The following is a 19,287-nucleotide window of genomic DNA, read 5'->3' as shown; positions in this document are numbered from 1 at the left end:
TGCATCTTTTACATAGAATTTTCTTGTTTTCTTCATTCTTGAAGTGGGAGTTTTACAACCAGTTATACTACGATAAATATTAAAGAACTTTGAGGGGGTGGGCGCTTTGTCGAAGAAAAAGAAAAAACGATCTCAATTACCGTTACGGCTAAATGCGCTGTTTTTATTTGTTTTCTTATTATTTTCATTACTCATTCTTCAGCTAGGTGTTGTGCAGATACTAAATGGGGAGGAAGCTAGGCAGCGTGTGAACGAGACAGAGAATACAAAAACAACGATCGCTGTGCCACGTGGGTTAATGTATGATCGATTTGGTCATTTAATTTTGGATAATGAGCCAGAGCGTTCGATCACATATACACCGCCTAAAAATGGAGATTCATCTGAGAAACGATTAGAAATTGCTGAAGATCTGGCTGAACTTATGACAATGGCAGATGACTTTGAAACGTTAGAAGATATAGTTCGTGAACGAGACAAAAAAGAATACTGGTATTTACTAAATACAGAAGACGCAAATCAACGGCTTACAGAAGAAGAACAAGAATTAGAAACAGGTGAGCAATATCAAATTATATTAGACCGTATTGAGGAAGAAGATTACAACGAATATGATTGGTCAGATCCATACCTATTAAATGTGGTTGCCATTAAGAAGGAATTGGATCAAGGCTTTGAATTATCACCTCACACGATTAAAAATGAAGGGGTAACAGAAGAAGAGTATGCCTTAATCTCAGAGAATTTAAATCAGTTACCGGGTATTGATGCTAAAATTGATTGGAATCGAGTGAGATTGTATGATCAAACTTTTTCTAGCTTTATTGGTAATATCACGTCATCAAATGAAGGGATTCCCAGCGAGAACCAGGATTATTATTTAAGCTTAGGCTATAGTCGAAATGATCGTGTGGGTACGAGTGGACTTGAACAATATTACGAAAGTGTCTTACTTGGTCAAAAAGAAGTGATCCAATATACAACAGATAACAGTGGTAATATTGTTGGTACTGAGACAGTTAGCGAAGGAAAAAGTGGTGATGACTTAATTTTGACCGTTGATATGGAATTTCTAGCCGAACTTGATCAAATTGTTCTTGAAGAGCTTGAAAACTATATTAATAATGACCCTTATCAAAATCGCTTTATGGAAGATGCTTTAGTTGCTGTCCTTGATCCACAAACAGGTGATGTCATTGCATTAAGTGGGGCACATTATGATCGTGAAGAAGATGAGTATGTTGATCAAGCGTATCGGACGATTTATGATTCTCATATTCCTGGTTCAGTAATTAAGGGAGCTACGATGCTTACAGGTTATGAAACGGGAGTTGTTTCACCAGGTACAGTAATTACCGACCGTCCAATCAATATTGCAGGTACATCAACTAAAAGTTCTTGGCAAAATATGGGCCCTATTAATGATCGAACAGCAATTATTCAATCATCGAACGTGTACATGTTTGAAATTGCAATGCGAATATCCGGCGCTCAATATAGAGAAAATGAACCATTACGCGGCTTTAATCCAGAAAGCTTTCAAATCATGCGTAATTATTTTAATCAATTTGGTTTAGGTGTTGAAACCGGGATTGATCTCCCTTATGAGGCGACAGGTGTGATTGGTCGGAACACTCAAGATGGTGGGCTATTACTTGACTTTGCGATCGGACAATTCGATACCTATACAACATTACAGCTTGCCCAATACGTGTCAACAATAGCAAATGATGGCTATCGAGTCAGTCCGAGAATTGTTAAAGAAGTCCGCCAAGCAAATGGGGATAAAGACAGTCTAGGTCCAATAATGGAAAGGTATAGTCCAAGTGTCCTGAATCGAATTGATATGGATGATTCATATCTAGATATTATTCAAGATAGTTTTAGACGAGTAGCAACGGAAGGGACTGGGAGTAGTAACTGGGCAAACAGTGACTATGATGTCGCAGTGAAAACAGGTACAGCCCAGAATATTTTCATAGAAGATGGAGAAGAGCATGAAACGCATAACCTAGCATTAGTGGGTTATGCACCGTATGATGAACCAGAAATCGCGTTTGCTATTATTGTTCCAAGAACTGGAGTCGGAACAAATCAAAGTGGTATTCACCACAATATCGGTAATCGATTAGTTGAGGCTTATTTTGAGAGAAAAGAAGATCGTGAACGAGATGGAATTGATGAAGGTAACATTGATGAGATGGCAGAACAAGCCGAGGAAGCGGAAGACTAGAGTCAAATTTTAATCAGTAACAGAGAAAATAAACCAGTATCAAGCTCCTTAAGAGGACTTAGTGCTGGTTTTATTCTCTAGATAATCAATTAATTGTTTTGATTGGCAATGGTGTCAACAACTTCGTCAAGTGACATTTCTCGATTTAACTCAAATTGGCCAACTTGAATATTTGTTCCATAATCATTATCTGCCAAATAGGAAGTAAACTCACTTCTACTTTCAATTAAATTTGCAATCATTAAGTAATCAGCAACTTGTGAAATAGTCATCCCTGGTTCGATAGTTAAAATAAAGCTATTATGGTCATTTGCTTCATCACTCCGACTATTTTCCTCGGATATATCCGTATCATTGTTCTCATCTTCTGCTTGTTCATCTTCAGCTGAATCATCTTCTATTTCTTGATCCACTGGACTTGAAATAATCGGATCAGTTTCATAAATATAGTATCCAGCTGTTTCAAGTGAAGAGACCATTTCTGCTTCAGTCATGTCGACTTCTATACTATTAGGTTCATTGTCCATGAAATAAAAATAATAGATTCCTATTATAGCAGTAGCGGTGAGTAATCCTAGTGCATAAGTTCTCAATAGTTGTTTCATCAAAAATCCCTCTTATCTCAAATTGTAAATTGATTCATTAGTGACTCAACGTCATATTCACTCAATTGTGTGGATTGACTAATTTCAGCTACACTATATCCTTGTTTATAAAGGGACTCAACTTGTTTTTCAAGCGATGATTTAGCCGAATTCTGATTAGTAAAATCTAACTTATTAGGTAATAATTCTTCTTCTAAAACTTTTAGTTTCTTTTTCATTTGATAGTTATCCTGTAAATTAGATAATGACAATTGTTCAATTTGGTTCTCAATATCCTTAAATTTATCATTAGCAAAAAATGAGACTACTAATAGAATAAGTGAGATAACTAATAATGATATGATTAGAAAAAACATTTTTATTCCTCCATTTCCTCTACTCTATATTTATATCATATTTTGTTAGCTTGGAAAATGCTAAATCCAAAATAGAGGATAAATACCCGCCTATTTGATCTAATCAATTAAAAATTTTTCATTCTCCTCATAGTGAGAATTGCTTGTAATAGTGATGATTTTTTGGTAATATAGTTAAGTCTGAATAGGATCATTTGTATGAACTGATAGTTGAAAAGTTTGGAGGGATAATCATGCGTGAAAAAATCACATTAGCGTGCACTGAAACAGGAGATCGTAATTATATTACGAAAAAAAATAAACGTAATAATCCAGAGCGGATTGAAATGATGAAATATAGTCCACGTTTGAAGAAACATACGCTTCACAGAGAAACAAAATAGATATCACTAAAACTCTTATCTCAGTATGGTAAGAGTTTTTTACTATATGTTAAGTGAATAAAATTTCAGCAAAAATCCCAAGGAGATATTTTCTAAGTTTTGCATAGAAAAGAAATGAAATTGACGCATTTGCATAAAAGCACGATCAAATGCGACTTGATTTAATAAAAGAAAACTTCAGTCAGTGTGAGTTAGACCTATGTTTTGTGGGTCTACGATTTATAGCCGATTAGCTGTGATAAATTGGAGGTCTTAACATGTCCAATATAAAAACAAATTTGAGAAATGATTATCTAACCAAATTAAAGCAATTATCAGTGGAGCAACGAACAATGATCAATCATCAGTTGCAAAAGAAATTATTTCAACAACCGCAATGGATAAAGGCTGATACGATTGGGGTTACAATGAATCAAGATCATGAATGGGAGACATGGCCAATTATTGAAAGGGCATGGCAAGAAAATAAAAAAGTAGCTGTTCCCAAGTGTAACCCGAAACTTAAACAAATGACTTTTTATCAAATTAATGGATATGATGATCTGGCAATTCAATTTTATAATTTGATGGAGCCAATAATTGAAAAGACTGAAATGGTCATTAAGACTGATATCGATTTATTAATTGTACCCGGTATTGTATTTGATCATTATCATTATCGAATTGGTCATGGCGGCGGTTACTATGATCGATTTTTAGCCGATTTTAAGCAAGCAACAATCAGTTTAGCCTGGCAGGGCCAAGTAATTGAAAAAATAGAAGTTGAATCATTTGATCAACCAGTACAAAAGCTGATCATTGCTGATGTTTGACCTTAAACATAGTCAATCTAAATATAAGTTACTTAACATTTAATTTTTGAATTAATTGTTGTTCATTTTGTTCTTCATCAGTAAATAAAACAATCAAATGGTCAAGGCTTTTATCTAGTAAAATAAGCGGCATCATACTACTATAATCCGACTGGTCTTGACTGTTTGGTAAAATATAATTTTTATATAAGCCTTCCCACAATTGAGCAATTATTCTTCTAGTATCAGTCATGGTTAAGCCAGGTAGAGGTTCAGATTGATAATTTTGTAAGTCTATTAAAGGAATTTCATCATATAATTTACGGTTAAGATCATAATAATTAATCCAAGCTGTCCAAGCTTCATTTAATTGTTCACTTGTCTCTGATTCTAATGAGTGAGCCCATTGTTCTTCTTGTTTTGTATTCGGTGTTGCAAAACTATAAAAGGGCTGATCAGTCTGATTCATGATAAATAGTTGTGTAGCTGACATCTGATAGTAACTTCGAATTTGACTAGTGGATGGATGGAGTTCAAGATAATGGTAACTAATGGCTTGATAAAAACTATTTTGATCAGGAGTAAGTTCAATGGATTGAATCATGCCTGGTTTGTTTTGGATCCACTTTGATTGAATACCCTTGAGTTGTCCATTTCGATAAAGCAAACCAACATTATGATTCAAATATGGAGTGGTTTGATGACTAGATTCAACTTGCCAAATGAGAAGTGGCTGTTTTTCTTCTAACTGCAGTGTTGTTGTTGCTTTAGAGAAACTGACTTCTTCATCGATTGGAAAGTACTTTAAAGTTGTAACAGTTGGTTGCACCCATTTAAAAAGGATCAAAATAATTATCAAGATACAAATCAATAATGTTTTTCGATTTAACATAAAAATCACCTCGTGTTTTCGTCGATTAGATATAATATAATGGTAATGGTCAGTTCACGCAGCCGTTTTAAGACTGACTTTATAAATAAATATGAAGGTTAATTGATTTTTAGTATAAAATTACTTCGGTTAGCTACTAGTATCAATTGATGATTTATCAAAATTTGTTATAATAAATGGAGTTAGTCAATGGAAACTTATTATGATGTTAAACAATTATTGTTGAAGTATGGTATTGTTACATATATAGGAAATAAAGAGGCGGAAATTATTTTAGCAAGGATTGAATTAAAATCGCTTAAAGATGAAGGTGTTTTATTAGATACAGACTATGAAAGAGCATACCGTATACTATTAAAAGAACAGGAAAAAGAGGAGAGATGAACGTGGAAAAGTATTTATTAGGGGTGGATATAGGAGGGACAACTGTTAAAATTGGTATTATTAAAGAGCAAGGTGAAATCGTAGATAAATGGGAAATCCCAACTCAAATTGAAGAAAAGGCAGATCAAATCCCGACTGATATTTGGGCATCGATTGTTAAAAAAATAACTGAACATCAAATTAATAAGGAACAATTAATCGGAATTGGAGCAGGAGCACCTGGCTTTGTCGATGCAGAGACAGGGGATATTGCCGTAGCAGTGAATTTAGGGTGGAAAGACTTTCCGCTTGGCAAGATTCTACGTGAGTTATCTGGTTTACACGTCTTTATTGAAAATGACGCCAATATCGCAGCTTTAGGGGAGAATTGGCTTGGTTCCGGTCAACTTGCTGATAATTTAATTGCCATTACGCTTGGTACAGGCGTGGGTGGAGGACTGATCGCAAATGGCAGAATTATTAGTGGAGTAAATGGAACAGCTGGAGAAATTGGTCACATGACAGTTGTGAAGAATGGTGCCCCATGCAATTGCGGTCGGCAAGGCTGTTTAGAGACAATTGCCTCTGCTACAGGTATTAGTCGTATAGCTGAAGACACAATTATGCGTTATAGTGATTCAATTTTAGTCACAACATTTAAGGAAAAAAATAAGCTAACGGCAAAAGATATTTTTTCTGCGTATGAAAAAGAAGATAAATGTGCCATAGAGGTTGTAGAAGAAATAACGGATGTGCTTGGATTAGCAATTTCAAATATTGCAACGATTTTAAATCCATCAAAAATTGTTATTGGCGGTGGCGTTTCAAAAGCAGGTGATTTACTTTTAAATCCATTGAAGAAGGCCTATCAAAAATACGCTTTGCCTCGTACTTTTGAAGGAAGCTCTTTCGCTATTGCTAGTCTTGGTAATGACGCAGGTATTATAGGTGGAGCTTATCTAGTTAAACAAAATCAATCATAATATAAATTCAATTAATCTTGTAACTATTTTATCTGATGATACGTCTAATATTTTAGTTGGTTTAAAAATGACCAGTTAAGGAAATGACTTTATAGATAGTAAGTGACAGTGCTTTTAGCATTTAACTATCAGATTTTGGTGGATACTCTGCTTTGAGGTGAAAAGCAGCAAAACCTATAATCTATTGATCTTATGAAATAAATGGAAAAGAGAAGTATTTCATTTAAGGGGGACTTTATCTATGTTTCAAAAAATAAGTAAGTTAAACTTATATATTTTAGCAAGTCTTTTATTTGGTGCTAAAACATATATTGTTTATCGATTTTTCTTCAATATAAACTTGGAGAATTATATGCAAGAACTGATTTTGTTTATTAACCCATTTGTGACTGCATTTTTAGTTTATGCAGTGAGCATTTGGCTAAAAGGAACTAAGCAGTTAAAATATATTCGTTATGTGACACTATTAGGTACTTTAATCTTATATTTTAACTTATTATTTTATCGCAATTTTGGTGATTTTCTAACACTTCCTATTTTATTTCAAGGAAGTAATGCTACTGATTTAGGCACAAGTATCTTAGCTTCATTAAAAATAAGTGATATTTTTATTTTCATAGATTTGGTTGTCATTTGGTATCTAACGAAGAAAGATCGTCAACAACTAACTGTTAGTTTTCCAAAAAAGAAAAAATTGCTTGTTTTTAGTATGTCTATTTTATTTTTATTAGGTAACTATATTTTAGCAGAGATTGAAAGACCACAACTTTTACAGCGTGGATTTGACCGAGAATATTTAGTGAAAAATATTGGTGTGTTTAATTTCCACATTTATGATATTTACCAACAATCACGCTCACAAGCTCAACGTGTTTTTGCTGATGGAAATGAATTGTATGACATTATAAATTATGTGGATGAGCACGCATCTGACCATGAGGAAACTGACATGTTTGGTGTGGCAGAAGGTAAAAATGTTATTTTTGTAACATTAGAATCACTTCAAAGCTTTGTGATTAATAATACGTTACATGGTGAAGAAATCACACCATTTTTGAACGAGTTGATTGATGAAAGTTATTATTTTGAAAATTTCTATCATCAAACTGAGCAGGGGAAAACAGCAGATTCAGAATTTATTATGGAAAATTCATTGTATCCATTACCAAGTGGCGCCGTATATTTTACGCATAGTGGTAATGCACTTCATTCTACACCACAGATATTAGCTGAAGAAGATTATACATCTGCCGTATTCCATGCAAATAACGGAAGTTTTTGGAACCGTAATGCTATGTATGAAACGTTAGAGATTGATCATTTTTATGATATTGAAGCATATGAGGTCAATGAATCTAATAGTGTTGGCTGGGGTCTTAAAGATAAAGAATTTTTCGAGCAATCTATGAAATATTTAACGTCTTTACCAGAGCCATATTATGCACGTTTTCTTACTCTGACTAATCACCATCCATTTGAATTAGATGAAGAGGATGCTACGATCGATCAATTTGATTCGAACTCTCGTACCTTGAATCAATACTTTCAGACGGCTCGATATTTAGATGAAGCAGTGGAAGAATTTTTCGATCATCTTAAAGAAACAGGGGTTTATGAGGATTCAATTATTGTTATGATGGGAGATCATTATGGTATTAGTGACTTCCATGACCGAGCAATGGCAACATACTTAGATAAAGAAGAGATTACAGCATATGATCATATTCAACTTCAACGTGTTCCATTGTTTATTCATATACCTGGACAGGAAGGAGAAGTTATTTCTGAAGTTTCTGGCCAAATCGATGTCAAACCAACCATACTATATCTTTTAGGTGTAGATGATTCAAATGATATTAGCTTCGGTACAAGTATATTTGCTCCGAACAGAAAAGAGTTTATCACATTACGTGACGGTAGTTTTATTACTAATGATTACATTTTTACAAAAGATGTTTTTTATGATCGCGATACTGGCGAAGAAATTGCTCACATTAATGAAGAGGCGCTAAATGAATCAGATGGGGATAGTGAAATACCATATCCAGCTATAAATGAACAAGTGGAAGAGGAGTTATCCTACTCCGATCGCATTATTTACGGTGATTTATTCCGCTTTCATAACTTCTTCGATTGATGGCGCTAAGCTCCTTACATTATTGTAGGGAGCTTTTATGTATAGAGGGGGAGAATACTTGAAATTTAATTGTTTACCTTTAGGTCAGTTAACGACAAATTGTTATATTGTTTCAGAAAATAATCAGGCCCTGATTATTGATCCTGGTGCAGAGTCTGAGCGAATTGTTAAATTTTTAACTGATAATGATTTAACACCGATTGCCATCTTATTAACACATGCTCATTTTGATCATATTGGTGCAGTTGACGATATTCGTGAGTATTATCATATTCCTGTTTATCTTCATTCACTTGAGAAAGAGTGGCTGATGAATCCTAAACTAAATAGTTCAATCTATTTTCCATTAGGAGATGTGAAAATAAACTCAGCTGATCATCTATTTGACATGGGTGATATGTCACTCGGAGCGTTCCAATTTGAAGTGATCCATACACCTGGTCATTCACCGGGGGGAGTTACTTTCATTTTTGCGGAACAAACAACGATCATTTCAGGGGATTGTTTGTTTAGAGAGGGAATGGGCAGAACCGATTTAGTTGGGGGAGATCAGTCCATATTATTTAACTCGATTCGAGAACTGTATAAGTTGCCAAAGCATTATAAAGTTTTACCGGGTCATGGACCGGATACAACTATTGGCTATGAAAAAGACCATAATCCGTTTATTAAAGGTTAAGAGAGATTGAAGAGTCACACAGGAAGTTTCAAGTGTGGCTCTTCTTGTTTTTGAAAATAATTGCTCAACCTTATTAGCTAAAAGTTTTTGAAACAGGAAGAGCTAATTAGAATCCCTTTTCAATTGATATGTTTTGATTTTACGATAGGAGGGTTCTCTTATGGCGGTAATGATGATGCTAATCCAATTTTCTTCGTCTTTAAAAACAACATTAGCCTTACCATTTGGAAATTGAAAAGTTAACTTCTTGGATGGGTCAATATCTTCCCAATTATTCATTAATGTTTGATAGGTCTGCTGATGTAACATATCAAGATGAAGATGCTCTATTTCCATAGCGGTAATTTTTTGTTCATTTTGAAATTGGTTAATCATCACCAAGCTCATTAGGAGGAGCAATGTGGCTAAATAAAAAAGATAAATGAACATACTGCCATTTTGGTTATTTTTTAAATTCTGTAATAATTTTTTCATAGACGTTCCCCGATTTCATTTTCAATTGGATAATTAGATATTGATCATGATAATCAACTTCAAATGTTTGAACATCGCGTAATAATATTTCGTGACCGGTTCGATTGACTTGTCGACGTATCGTATCATTATACTTTGAAAGTAAGATATGTTTTTGATCAGTACTTTGCAATGAAAGGCTGTATGTTGATTGTTCTAACAATTGATTGAGTTGAACTTCATCAGAAACAGCATGGAAAAATTGATCGACTGAAAAACGTTCCGTTTGTGGCTGATGATCTAGATACTGCCAAAGGGTGGGCGTGATTAATAAAATAAAGAACATAATGGAGAAAGAAATTAACATTTCAATGAGGGTAAACCCATCTTCAGTGGACTGGCTGGAAATAAACAGTTGCTTGTTCAGCTTGTTCTTTTGCATTTATCCAAACTCCTTGTCCAATGATTAAATCATTTTCTAAGTAAAACTCCAACTTAATCTCGATATCAGCAACTTTCTCTGTATCTGTCATGGGGAGCTGTTCAGCTTCAATGGTTTGAATGGTATTATATAAATTATGATAAATTTCTATTCGATCCACTAAAACGGTTTGTTCAAGTTTTAATTGAATCATTATTGGAACGAGAATGCTTGTAAGCATAGTGAGTAAGGCTAAACTAACGATCATTTCCAATAAGATAAACCCTTTATTATTGGTTTTTAACATAATAGCTTCTCCCTTTACCAAATGGGAAATAGATAAAGTATCTATTCTTCCCTATTTCTATTCTCATCGTACCAGGATTTCTGATATTTCCTTCATGAGTAAATCTAATGGGATTATTCAGTGTATTCATTGATAGTTTCCAGTGCTCAGGGATTTCTCTTCTAATTTGCGGAGAACTGAATGGATCGTCTCTTAAGTCATATATATTTAAACTCGATCTAAACTGTAAAGCGTGATAGTCGTTAGTTATCATCGTTTGTTTTTGTAAAAGGATTAAATCTAATTCAAATTGTTGGTACCATAGCTTAAAATCCTGCTCATTTTTTCTATTACTATAATGGTGATGACTAATAAGTAAGATAAAGCTAATTGCAGCCAGAACAACTAGTAATTCAATTAATGAAAATCCGCTTTCCTTACTATTCCACATATTCAATAGTCACTTCATATGTGTTATTATCTTTGAAAACAAGTCTTTTCGTTCCATTAGCCAGTTCATCTGTAGAAAGGTAGTTTTCATTTACTAGCTGTCTGACAGAATTAGGGTACTTCCCTTTGTCAATATAGTAGGCTTGAACCTGACTTTCTGCCATTTGAACCAATGCGTCTTCACCTTTGTTGTGAACTTCTTCATTTTGATCTGCTAAATTTGGAACAATTAAAATTAAAAGTAAGGTAATAATCGCCAAAACAATTAACATTTCAATAAGTGTAAATCCTGTTTCCTTTTTTAACATAACGCTCATCTCCTTATATCGTTTGAATTAGTTGTAACATGGGTAAAAGGATCGAAAGATAGATTAAAACAATACTAATCGCGATGAATATGAAAACAGTGGGTTGTATTAGTTTAATTGCCTTCATAACTGATAACTGTAACTGTTCTAATGATAGGGTTGAATAAGTGGATAAATCACGTTTTATAATCGATCGATTAGCCTTTTTCTCAAATAAATGAGTAAGATTTTTTTCAAAACAACGATGTTTTTTTAAAGATTGTTCAAGACTGATGCCATTTTTAAGATCTTCTAATAAAAAATTACAATAATAACTCAGTAAAGTTTGTTTATTATGATTAACGATTAAAGTTAAGCATGATTTGAAGGAAAGGCTAGCTTCTAATAGTGAACTAAGATGGATTGCAAACATCAAACTCATATATTTTTTTACATATAGGGATGGTAAAGAAAATAAATGTAATAGCTTTGCTTTTTGCGTGATCGTTAGTTTGTCTTTACACATCAGCCAAAGAATAATTAAAGAGGCTAGTGAAATGACAAAAAGGTATAATAATTTGAAAATGATTTCTACGATATGGATCGAAATCAATAGAATACTTGATGGCTGTGAGTTAGTTGAGTAAAGTTGTAAAAAAGCCGGATAAACATATAAATCAACAAAGAACAGGACAATTAGAAAGAAACTTATCAACACAATGGGATACCGAATCGATTGTTTAAAACGATTAAAAAGTTTAAGTTGTTGCTTTATAAAATGAACGCTTTGACTAATTGCTTGAACTAAGTGACCATGCTGTAAAGCAAAATAAATGAATGAAACAATTCTTTGGTCGAAATGTAGTTCTGCTAAGATTTGATCGAAATTTCGCCCGGCTTCAAGCTCATTACTTAATTGATCAAGAATATCATCCCAGTCATGGTGCCATCTTAAAGCATCTAATGCTTCTATAATTGAATAACCTTGATCGAGCAGCTGGGCAATTTTCTCTAATAATAAGGTTTGTTGACTAATTGGGATTTTCTTCTGAGTTCGTTTTGAAAATATTGGGATTTGAATAGCCATATACGACTGCCTTTCTTTTGAGATCATTAAAGGATGGATAATCAATACTGCTGGGATTAAATGTGTTTAGATAGGTTGTGATTAATTCATTATCTAATAATTCTAGAATTGCGCCTCGATTTTTAACATGACTATTTGTTGTCAGAGGAATTAACTCAAGTGAGGCGATTGCGAGAAGATTTTGAACAATATCGACAGGTTTAATCCCCATTTCAATTAAGCGATGGATCGTGCCGGTTGCGTTTTTGGCATGTAAAGTTGTCAAAACAAGATGCCCTGTGTAGGCTGCATGAAAGACAAACTTTGCTGTTTCACGATCACGAATTTCACCAACCATCAGAATATCTGGATCATGTCTGAGTGCTGATTTTAGGCCAGATTGATAAGTGATACCACTTTTCTCATTCACTTGAACTTGATGGACATTGAGGACTTCTTTTTCAATTGGATCTTCTAATGTTATGATCTGATAGGTTTGTTCTGTTAACAATTCTTCTAATAGAGCATATAGAAGTGTTGTTTTGCCTGAGCCGGTTGGACCTGTTAATAAAATAACGCCTGCTTTTCTAGAGATGCATCGTTTGAGTCGTTCTGCTTGGTATGGGAAGAGCAGTAAATCGGATAACTTGAAGGATTCATACTTGGGAAGAAGCCGAATCGCGAGGCTTTCATGCTGTTTAGTAGGTAAGGTGGAGAGGCGAAGGTTTAACTCGTGTGAATGAATTAGAAAAGTAATCGAGCCATCCTGGGGTTTTCTTGCCTCACCGATATCCATACCAGCAGAGAATTTCAAATAGTTAATCATTAAAGCGTAATGTTCGATTTTTATTTTTCTATGAAACCTTCGTATACCATCGATACGTAGAAAAATACTCGTGGTCGTCGCACTAGGGAAAAAATGAATATCTGTTGCATTAGCAGACAGAGCCACTTTCAGTAATTGTTGAACAAATGTTGTGGCTGAAAAAATAACGATCACCTCACTTTCTATTTGTAATATAGCTTGAAAAGATGATAAGCTCAAGTTTAGCTATTGAGCTTAAAATGTTAAAAATAAAAAGTTAATGTGTCTAAAAATTAAAATTGGGCTGATTTTTAATAAATTATCGTTATAATTAATTAAAGAAAATTTATTTTGAACATGAGGATAGGATGAAAGGCATCATTTGATGAACAAGTACTTTAAGCCATCAAAATAGTTATCCAAAAGGTTCTTCGAGTAAGAGCCTATATCCTGAGAAAACAGAGAGATCAACATATTATTGCGTGAGCAAAAGTGATTTTTTCTAGAACATTATAGGGGGAGCATTTATCAATGAATAGTATTTTTTTAATTGGCTTTATGGGGAGTGGGAAATCCACAATTGGGAGACAATTAGCTGAAAGGCTAGCTCTTGAATTTATCGATACAGATCATCAAATAGAGATTCAAGCAAAGAAAAAAATTAAAACTATTTTTGCTGAAGAGGGAGAAGAGGCGTTTCGAAATCTCGAACATCAGGTATTAATTGATACTCCAAATCAGGGCTATGTTATTGCCACAGGTGGTGGAATCATTGAACGAGAAGAGAATCGCACATGGTTGACTAACAAGCATGTTGTTTATTTAAAAACAAACTGGGAAACGATCAAAAAAAGATTAGCTAATGATGATTCAAGACCGATTTGGCATGATCAATCTCGAAATAAGCAAGATTTATTAATGCAAAGAGAGGTAAAATATGCACAAGTAGCGAGTCAAATAATTGAGACGGATAAACTAACGGAAGAGGCAATCATTGAACAAATCATCTCTTTATTTGTATAACCAATGGGTATCTTGGCAAAGCTAACTCTTAGAAAAACTCGTTTTCGCATACTGTATATGGATGTGCTAGCTTCGACATTTTCAAAAGATGTTGGCTCTTAGTCGAAGGTCCTTTGAAAGCGAGAGTTTTACTTATACTTAGGATTTTAAAACTTCTGCTTGATTGAACAGCTTTTTGGGGACTGCGTTCACTCGTCCCATTGAAAAGATGTGCTGGAATTTTATATATTCCTAACGTGTAAAAAAGGAGTGCAAGACTATGGCAGACAAGACATTCGTCGAATTTATTATTGATTTAACGATTGATTATTATCAAACGCCAAAAGAAGAGCGTCAACGGTTGAAGAAGGAGAGGAAAAATCAAGTGACTTCTCCTTACTCGCATAAATGGTTCGGTTTGTTACCAAGTACAATTAAACAACTAAAAAAATCGAGTGAGAAAAATAATTAATAAAAAAACAGTTAAAAATACGAACAAGGGCTAATTTTTTAGATTAGCCTCAATAGCAAGGAGAATAAGAAAAATACTGTTGCTTGTACTATCAGAGCGAGAAAGATGATCGTATGATGCAGGTGTCAAAAGCTAAATAGTAATTTCAAGTACAAAATTATAGAAGATTAAGAAAAACTAAGGTTTTCACCATAAGGATTGGGCGAATGCCTTAGTTTTTCAATGGTGTGAATGTTTCGCAGCTCTCCTTAATATGATTACTCTCTATTGAAAAGAATTGTGAAAATGCTGAAGTAATCACGCTTGTGTAGAAGTAAGTCTCTGCATAATTAATTTGTAATTACAAGTTGTTCTTTTATTCTGTTTATCACAGCTAACCGTCCGTAAAACTCGGGACAACAACGGGTTTCGATGGGGGGAGTAACCGCAAACCTCTACGGTGGGGCGAGTAATCGCAGTCCCAGTCCCACGATGTTGGTCACACAAGCGTTTTCGCAGGACGCGAAGACGTTTGCTTGTGTTCCTTAACAATCAGTGGTTATTAAGGAACGCAGACTAAGTTCGCGACGTCCTGTCGCAACGTCTGGGGTTGCGATTACTCGCCCCATCGAAAAGACTTGGGACTGCGGTTACTCGTCCCACCGGAAACATCTGCATGACCTACGTTCTGTAGGCCTAACTCCCACTGATTGAAGTTTCGTTTTATTGCTCGAGATAAAAGAGTCCACCATTTATGACTTCAATTTTTATTTTTGGCTGATACATGGATTCAATATTATTTTTTTCTTGCTGATAATGTTCAAGTGCCATATTCGGATTATTATCCTTAAAATAATCTAACAGTTGAATTTCTTCGGTCAATGCTTGATAAGACTCACTGGCCCAATCATGTTCTTTATTTTGTAGTTCATTAAGAATATATTGCTCAATTCTTGCATAACCATTTTCTGGTTTAATAATCGGAGATAATGGATAACAAAAATCTGGGATTGTCATAACCCATTGTTTTTGATTTAACCAATCAAAGGCTTGATCAATAATTGTTCCATTGATTAAATGAATACCATATGATTTGAGCTCTTCGGACTGATTCTTTCCTAAATAGCTCTGCTTAATATTGACAATTAACCAAGGATAGATGGGTGTTTGCTGGTTTGTTTCTATCTTTTGATATAATTTTGTAAAACGTCCTTTAATTAAAGCATCTTGAGCAATTTTCTGAAAGCGCTCAGTGCTAAAATAAATATAATCTCTTTCTTTTGTTGCCTTTAAGTAATTTGTTGTTAGTTTTAAAGCTAAAGGTTGTCCCTTTTGGTTTAATTTTCGGACATAGTGCCAGTAAAAAGGGCGGTTCATCAAAAGTTCATCTAATTCCTCTGTAAGCTTGATATTGAGAGAATCAGTGTCTGACTCTACTTCACACTGATTGGCTTCAAAATATTCAATTAAGAAATTATGAAGATTCTCGATTATCATTTTCATCATCCTCAATTTGATATTCATTAACAACTTCAGCTAAATTATTCATTTTTATTTTGATTTCACCCATACTTTGCGATTGATTGATAATTTGATTAATTTCATCATCAAATGATTTTAAATCAAGTTCAGCTAAAATTTGATCGAGTTGGCCGATGACCCGTTTAAAGAGATCAATTTTGCCATATAATAAATTCAACACATGATCTTCAATTGTTTCTTCCATTGAAAAGTTATAGATATGAACATCATTTTGTTGACCATAACGGTGAATTCGACCAATCCTTTGTTCAATCCGCATTGGATTCCAAGGTAGATCATAATTGATTAAATGGTGACAAAATTGTAGGTTAATTCCCTCACCACCAGCTTCTGTAGCAATAAGTACTTGAGCATGTTCTTTAAATAGTTGCTTCATCCAATCCTTCTTGCCGCGTTTAAAGCCACCACGAAAGGGAACGGAACTGATACCATGCTCTCGTAACAACCACTGTAAATAAATTTGACTAGCTCGATACTCTGTAAAAACAATACATTTGTCATTGATTGATTTAATGAGCTCAACTAGCTGTAATGCTTTTGAATGATGAGGGAGATTCTGTAATTCTTCAATCAAATCTGCTGCATCTTGACGCTCTTCCTTAACTAATGTGGTATACAAAGCTTCTCTAGATGAGCAAAATTCACGCAAATGTAATATTTTTGTTGCATTATTGCTATAAAACGATGACTGTTCGAGCTTTTGATAAAATTGATATTCTTGTTCAGTAAAGTGAATGGGAATATTTTTGACCGTTCTTTGATTAGTATTCATTTTTGTTTCATTTCTGAGATTACGAATCATTACTTTTTGAATTAATCTCTTTAACTGTTGATCAAGTTCGGTAGAACGTCGATCAAAAGTCTTTAAGAAAGAGTCCTGATCTCCTAATAAACCTGGTTTAAGGAGAGTTACCAGATTAAATAAATCATTTAATTTATTATGAATAGGCGTCGCAGTCAATAACAAACAATATTTCTTTGATAGGGATTGAACAAATTGATAATTTTGCGTCTGTTTATTTTTTAATTTATGAGCTTCATCAATGAGTAATAAATCATATTGTTGTTCTAAAATCATGCTGCGATGTGGCTCTTTTTTAGCTAAGTCAATTGAAGTAATTTGAATACCGTCATCTGCCCAGCAGGGATTTTTCTTAGCAATCGATGTTTTAATAAAAAATTTCTCGTGTAGTTCATTTGCCCATTGATTAACCAGTGAAGCAGGAACAATGATGAGAGCTTTTTTAACTAAATTTCGAATTAAATATTCTTTAATGATGAGTCCAGCTTCAATTGTTTTCCCAAGCCCTACCTCATCAGCAAGAATTGCACGCCCGTTCATCTCATTGACTACTTTAAAAGCCGTCTCCATTTGATGAGGAAGGAATTCAATGTTTTTCAATTGATCTAGTGCCTTTAATTGTTTGGTTTCAGGAACCAACAATGTTTCAGTAACGTCATAAGCACGTTTAAACCAATCCCAGTTAGCTAATTGCTGATTTTGGTTTACATTTATTAAAAGTTGTTCCATAAAGTCTTTGTCACAAGATAATTCAATATGCATATGTTAACCTACCTTTTAAAATACTAGTCTTAGTATATCCAATTTGGCAATATTCAATGTATGTAAATACTAAAGGTGATTGTTTATCGTTCTTGAGTGCTGTATTGGACAATTAGAATATTTAGTTACTTTGGTAAGACAATAAAAAAAGAAGCTATCGCAAAATGTATGATGTACATATTGTGATAGCTTCTTTTTGAATTCATTAATAGTCTGGTTTTTTAGTTTTTTTAATTTTACCTGTCCACTGTTTAAAACCTGTTTTAAGGTGGGATAGATCTTGATAACCTTCTTTGTAAAGGATCCAAGCTGCTCGTCTAGAACGAGAACCTGTTTGATCATACAAATAAACTGGCAAATCTTTGCGTAATTCTTTTTTACGTTGTTTTAACTGTGTGACAGGAATGTTACGCGCTCCCCAAATGTAACCGGCGTCATATTCCTTTTGTTCACGAACATCGATAAGCTGCGCTTTTCGATAGCCTTTTTTAAATTCTTCTTCAGAGAGATTGGTCAATATTCTTCTAGTAACCAAATAACGATAAAGTGCGTATCCAAAATATCCTAATGCTAATACAAGTAAAATAATCCAATCCCACGCAATTCCTAATATAAACGGCATTATGCTTTCCCCTTTTTTATAATCTATATGTATTATACGATAAACCAGCTTTTTTTTCAAAAACAAACCCTATTCTAATAAATGATTAAAAAGCTTGTCTAGATCAAGAATCTATTGTATCCTTTAGAATATAATCGAAAATAATTTAGTCATTAAGTAATAGAAAAGTGGAGGATGATTATGCCAACACCTAGCATGGAAGATTACATAGAACAAATTTACTTATTAATTGATTCAAAAGGATACGCTAGAGTATCTGATATAGCTGAAGCTCTTGAAGTTCATCCTTCATCTGTAACCAAGATGGTCCAAAAGTTAGATAAAGATGGCTACTTGAATTATGAAAAATATCGCGGCTTAGTTCTAACGAATCGAGGAGAGAAAATTGGTGAACGACTTGTTTATCGACACGATTTATTAGAGCAATTTCTGGAGATTATTGGTGTGGATCAAGAAAATATTTATCGCGATGTAGAAGGTATAGAACATCATTTAAGTTGGAATTCAATTGATCGAATCGGTGATTTAGTTCAATATTTCAAAGCAAATCCAGATCGAAGAAAAGAGTTGGATCAAACGCACGATCGTATGGATTGATATTTTTATCAATAAATGGACGCTATTTCTCTCATCAGAATCACAAATGTCTGCAAACACTACTTTTTAATCGCAAAGCAGTTTAATAGTTCATCTATTTCAAGTTCGTTTTAAATACAGAACTTACTTTATCATAATCCATTCTACTTCCATAAAACGAAACTACAGTTAGCTATAAAGATTCGTGCGAAGAAATTAAGAATAAATTGTGAAAGACGTATAGAAAGCACTGAACTTGATTGCATTTCGGCAAAGTTGATTGTATTTTCGCTTACTTGATTGTATTTCGAGAAAGTTGACTGTATTTTTGTAAACTTGA

General features: G+C 33.9%; 23 protein-coding genes. 10 read left to right on the top strand and 13 right to left on the bottom strand.

The genetic code is table 11. From position 1 onward, the window contains the following. Positions 1 to 97 precede the first annotated feature (97 nt). On the top strand, positions 98 to 2,233 hold the full coding sequence (locus tag ACS127_RS15095) for a peptidoglycan D,D-transpeptidase FtsI family protein (protein WP_440895856.1): 2,136 nt from the start codon (positions 98 to 100) through the stop codon (positions 2,231 to 2,233). Between the two features lie 89 nt (positions 2,234 to 2,322). Here ACS127_RS15095 and ACS127_RS15090 read toward each other — a convergent pair whose 3' ends face one another. Continuing rightward, the gene (locus tag ACS127_RS15090) at positions 2,323 to 2,838 is read right to left on the bottom strand and encodes a hypothetical protein (protein WP_440895855.1); all 516 of its coding nucleotides are present in this window, start codon (positions 2,836 to 2,838) and stop codon (positions 2,323 to 2,325) included. A gap of 17 nt (positions 2,839 to 2,855) precedes the next feature. Continuing rightward, the gene (locus tag ACS127_RS15085) at positions 2,856 to 3,194 is read right to left on the bottom strand and encodes a hypothetical protein (RefSeq protein WP_440895854.1); all 339 of its coding nucleotides are present in this window, start codon (positions 3,192 to 3,194) and stop codon (positions 2,856 to 2,858) included. A 233-nt stretch (positions 3,195 to 3,427) separates the two neighbouring features. Between ACS127_RS15085 and rpmG the strand changes: the two genes are divergently transcribed. Together rpmG and ACS127_RS15075 are read left to right on the top strand one after the other, a co-directional pair. Further along, the gene (gene rpmG / locus ACS127_RS15080; RefSeq protein WP_440895853.1) at positions 3,428 to 3,577 is read left to right on the top strand and encodes a 50S ribosomal protein L33; all 150 of its coding nucleotides are present in this window, start codon (positions 3,428 to 3,430) and stop codon (positions 3,575 to 3,577) included. A gap of 257 nt (positions 3,578 to 3,834) precedes the next feature. Beyond that, positions 3,835 to 4,389 carry a 5-formyltetrahydrofolate cyclo-ligase gene (locus ACS127_RS15075; RefSeq protein ID WP_440895852.1) on the top strand — a complete coding sequence of 185 codons (555 nt, stop codon included), beginning with the start codon at positions 3,835 to 3,837 and terminating at the stop codon, positions 4,387 to 4,389. Between the two features lie 28 nt (positions 4,390 to 4,417). Here the strand turns inward: ACS127_RS15075 and ACS127_RS15070 are convergent, their stop codons facing one another. Next, a complete protein-coding gene (locus tag ACS127_RS15070) occupies positions 4,418 to 5,260 on the bottom strand; it encodes a hypothetical protein (protein WP_440895851.1) in 843 nt (280 codons plus the stop codon). Positions 5,261 to 5,449: 189 nt separating this feature from the next. Between ACS127_RS15070 and ACS127_RS15065 the strand changes: the two genes are divergently transcribed. The 4 genes from ACS127_RS15065 (at position 5,450) to ACS127_RS15050 (ending at position 9,422) form a co-directional block, all read left to right on the top strand. After that, complete coding sequence (locus ACS127_RS15065; protein WP_440895850.1) at positions 5,450 to 5,644, top strand: YqgQ family protein; 195 nt, start codon at positions 5,450 to 5,452, stop codon at positions 5,642 to 5,644. Positions 5,645 to 5,646: 2 nt separating this feature from the next. Beyond that, positions 5,647 to 6,606 carry an ROK family glucokinase gene (locus ACS127_RS15060; protein ID WP_440895849.1) on the top strand — a complete coding sequence of 320 codons (960 nt, stop codon included), beginning with the start codon at positions 5,647 to 5,649 and terminating at the stop codon, positions 6,604 to 6,606. Between the two features lie 241 nt (positions 6,607 to 6,847). Next, positions 6,848 to 8,743: an LTA synthase family protein gene (locus ACS127_RS15055; RefSeq protein WP_440895848.1), complete on the top strand. Its 1,896-nt coding sequence runs from the start codon at positions 6,848 to 6,850 to the stop codon at positions 8,741 to 8,743. 58 nt (positions 8,744 to 8,801) lie between these two features. Continuing rightward, positions 8,802 to 9,422, top strand: coding sequence for an MBL fold metallo-hydrolase (locus tag ACS127_RS15050; protein WP_440895847.1), 621 nt, complete (start codon positions 8,802 to 8,804; stop codon positions 9,420 to 9,422). Between the two features lie 102 nt (positions 9,423 to 9,524). On the opposite strand, the gene ACS127_RS15045 is transcribed toward ACS127_RS15050, so the two are convergent. The 7 genes from ACS127_RS15045 to comGA are packed head-to-tail and all read right to left on the bottom strand — an operon-like array spanning position 9,525 to position 13,430. Continuing rightward, positions 9,525 to 9,896 (bottom strand): hypothetical protein, encoded by a 372-nt coding sequence (locus ACS127_RS15045; RefSeq protein WP_440895846.1) that lies wholly within the window; start codon positions 9,894 to 9,896, stop codon positions 9,525 to 9,527. Next, positions 9,865 to 10,317, bottom strand: coding sequence for a competence type IV pilus minor pilin ComGF (comGF, locus tag ACS127_RS15040; protein ID WP_440895845.1), 453 nt, complete (start codon positions 10,315 to 10,317; stop codon positions 9,865 to 9,867). Before comGF ends, ACS127_RS15045 begins: the two co-directional genes overlap by 32 nt. After that, complete coding sequence (locus ACS127_RS15035) at positions 10,265 to 10,603, bottom strand: prepilin-type N-terminal cleavage/methylation domain-containing protein (protein WP_440895844.1); 339 nt, start codon at positions 10,601 to 10,603, stop codon at positions 10,265 to 10,267. Before ACS127_RS15035 ends, comGF begins: the two co-directional genes overlap by 53 nt. Further along, a complete protein-coding gene (locus ACS127_RS15030; RefSeq protein ID WP_440895843.1) occupies positions 10,587 to 11,033 on the bottom strand; it encodes a prepilin-type N-terminal cleavage/methylation domain-containing protein in 447 nt (148 codons plus the stop codon). Before ACS127_RS15030 ends, ACS127_RS15035 begins: the two co-directional genes overlap by 17 nt. Beyond that, on the bottom strand, positions 11,023 to 11,340 hold the full coding sequence (gene comGC, locus ACS127_RS15025; RefSeq protein WP_440895842.1) for a competence type IV pilus major pilin ComGC: 318 nt from the start codon (positions 11,338 to 11,340) through the stop codon (positions 11,023 to 11,025). Before comGC ends, ACS127_RS15030 begins: the two co-directional genes overlap by 11 nt. 13 nt (positions 11,341 to 11,353) lie before the next feature. After that, on the bottom strand, positions 11,354 to 12,406 hold the full coding sequence (comGB, locus tag ACS127_RS15020) for a competence type IV pilus assembly protein ComGB (RefSeq protein WP_440895841.1): 1,053 nt from the start codon (positions 12,404 to 12,406) through the stop codon (positions 11,354 to 11,356). Beyond that, the gene (gene comGA, locus ACS127_RS15015) at positions 12,351 to 13,430 is read right to left on the bottom strand and encodes a competence type IV pilus ATPase ComGA (protein ID WP_440895840.1); all 1,080 of its coding nucleotides are present in this window, start codon (positions 13,428 to 13,430) and stop codon (positions 12,351 to 12,353) included. Before comGA ends, comGB begins: the two co-directional genes overlap by 56 nt. Positions 13,431 to 13,721: 291 nt before the next feature. Here comGA and ACS127_RS15010 point away from each other — a divergent pair, with 291 nt between their 5' ends. Both ACS127_RS15010 and ACS127_RS15005 read left to right on the top strand, forming a co-directional pair. Then, positions 13,722 to 14,213 (top strand): shikimate kinase, encoded by a 492-nt coding sequence (locus ACS127_RS15010; protein WP_440895839.1) that lies wholly within the window; start codon positions 13,722 to 13,724, stop codon positions 14,211 to 14,213. Between the two features lie 259 nt (positions 14,214 to 14,472). Then, positions 14,473 to 14,664 (top strand): YqzE family protein, encoded by a 192-nt coding sequence (locus tag ACS127_RS15005; RefSeq protein ID WP_440895838.1) that lies wholly within the window; start codon positions 14,473 to 14,475, stop codon positions 14,662 to 14,664. 702 nt (positions 14,665 to 15,366) lie between these two features. On the opposite strand, the gene ACS127_RS15000 is transcribed toward ACS127_RS15005, so the two are convergent. The 3 genes from ACS127_RS15000 to ACS127_RS14990 form a co-directional block, all read right to left on the bottom strand. Then, complete coding sequence (locus tag ACS127_RS15000; RefSeq protein WP_440895837.1) at positions 15,367 to 16,140, bottom strand: YqhG family protein; 774 nt, start codon at positions 16,138 to 16,140, stop codon at positions 15,367 to 15,369. Then, a complete protein-coding gene (locus ACS127_RS14995; RefSeq protein ID WP_440895836.1) occupies positions 16,118 to 17,749 on the bottom strand; it encodes a DEAD/DEAH box helicase in 1,632 nt (543 codons plus the stop codon). Before ACS127_RS14995 ends, ACS127_RS15000 begins: the two co-directional genes overlap by 23 nt. 205 nt (positions 17,750 to 17,954) lie before the next feature. Further along, positions 17,955 to 18,371 carry a rhodanese-like domain-containing protein gene (locus tag ACS127_RS14990; protein WP_440895835.1) on the bottom strand — a complete coding sequence of 139 codons (417 nt, stop codon included), beginning with the start codon at positions 18,369 to 18,371 and terminating at the stop codon, positions 17,955 to 17,957. 180 nt (positions 18,372 to 18,551) lie between these two features. Here ACS127_RS14990 and mntR point away from each other — a divergent pair, with 180 nt between their 5' ends. Continuing rightward, positions 18,552 to 18,968 (top strand): transcriptional regulator MntR, encoded by a 417-nt coding sequence (mntR, locus tag ACS127_RS14985; RefSeq protein WP_440895834.1) that lies wholly within the window; start codon positions 18,552 to 18,554, stop codon positions 18,966 to 18,968. Positions 18,969 to 19,287 lie beyond the last annotated feature (319 nt).

The sequence above is a fragment of the Amphibacillus sp. Q70 genome (assembly GCF_052055485.1).
In the GTDB taxonomy this organism is placed as follows: domain Bacteria; phylum Bacillota; class Bacilli; order Bacillales; family Amphibacillaceae; genus Amphibacillus.
Note: the sequence above shows the minus strand (reverse complement) of the source record. Positions and strands in the feature narration are given on the sequence as shown.

Bases quoted from the DNA above. Each gene is read 5' to 3' on its own strand.
- ACS127_RS15000 (WP_440895837.1), bottom strand. From the start codon at position 16,140: ATGATAATCGAGAATCTTCATAATTTCTTAATTGAATATTTTGAAGCC.
- ACS127_RS15070 (WP_440895851.1), bottom strand. From the start codon at position 5,260: ATGTTAAATCGAAAAACATTATTGATTTGTATCTTGATAATTATTTTG.
- ACS127_RS15005 (WP_440895838.1), top strand. From the start codon at position 14,473: ATGGCAGACAAGACATTCGTCGAATTTATTATTGATTTAACGATTGAT.
- ACS127_RS15090 (WP_440895855.1), bottom strand. From the start codon at position 2,838: ATGAAACAACTATTGAGAACTTATGCACTAGGATTACTCACCGCTACT.
- comGB (WP_440895841.1), bottom strand. From the start codon at position 12,406: ATGGCTATTCAAATCCCAATATTTTCAAAACGAACTCAGAAGAAAATC.
- mntR (WP_440895834.1), top strand. From the start codon at position 18,552: ATGCCAACACCTAGCATGGAAGATTACATAGAACAAATTTACTTATTA.
- ACS127_RS15055 (WP_440895848.1), top strand. From the start codon at position 6,848: ATGTTTCAAAAAATAAGTAAGTTAAACTTATATATTTTAGCAAGTCTT.
- comGF (WP_440895845.1), bottom strand. From the start codon at position 10,317: ATGCAAAAGAACAAGCTGAACAAGCAACTGTTTATTTCCAGCCAGTCC.
- comGC (WP_440895842.1), bottom strand. From the start codon at position 11,340: ATGTTAAAAAAGGAAACAGGATTTACACTTATTGAAATGTTAATTGTT.
- ACS127_RS15010 (WP_440895839.1), top strand. From the start codon at position 13,722: ATGAATAGTATTTTTTTAATTGGCTTTATGGGGAGTGGGAAATCCACA.
- ACS127_RS15065 (WP_440895850.1), top strand. From the start codon at position 5,450: ATGGAAACTTATTATGATGTTAAACAATTATTGTTGAAGTATGGTATT.
- ACS127_RS14995 (WP_440895836.1), bottom strand. From the start codon at position 17,749: ATGCATATTGAATTATCTTGTGACAAAGACTTTATGGAACAACTTTTA.
- ACS127_RS15035 (WP_440895844.1), bottom strand. From the start codon at position 10,603: ATGTTAAAAACCAATAATAAAGGGTTTATCTTATTGGAAATGATCGTT.
- ACS127_RS15085 (WP_440895854.1), bottom strand. From the start codon at position 3,194: ATGTTTTTTCTAATCATATCATTATTAGTTATCTCACTTATTCTATTA.
- ACS127_RS14990 (WP_440895835.1), bottom strand. From the start codon at position 18,371: ATGCCGTTTATATTAGGAATTGCGTGGGATTGGATTATTTTACTTGTA.
- ACS127_RS15030 (WP_440895843.1), bottom strand. From the start codon at position 11,033: ATGTGGAATAGTAAGGAAAGCGGATTTTCATTAATTGAATTACTAGTT.
- ACS127_RS15075 (WP_440895852.1), top strand. From the start codon at position 3,835: ATGTCCAATATAAAAACAAATTTGAGAAATGATTATCTAACCAAATTA.
- rpmG (WP_440895853.1), top strand. From the start codon at position 3,428: ATGCGTGAAAAAATCACATTAGCGTGCACTGAAACAGGAGATCGTAAT.
- ACS127_RS15045 (WP_440895846.1), bottom strand. From the start codon at position 9,896: ATGAAAAAATTATTACAGAATTTAAAAAATAACCAAAATGGCAGTATG.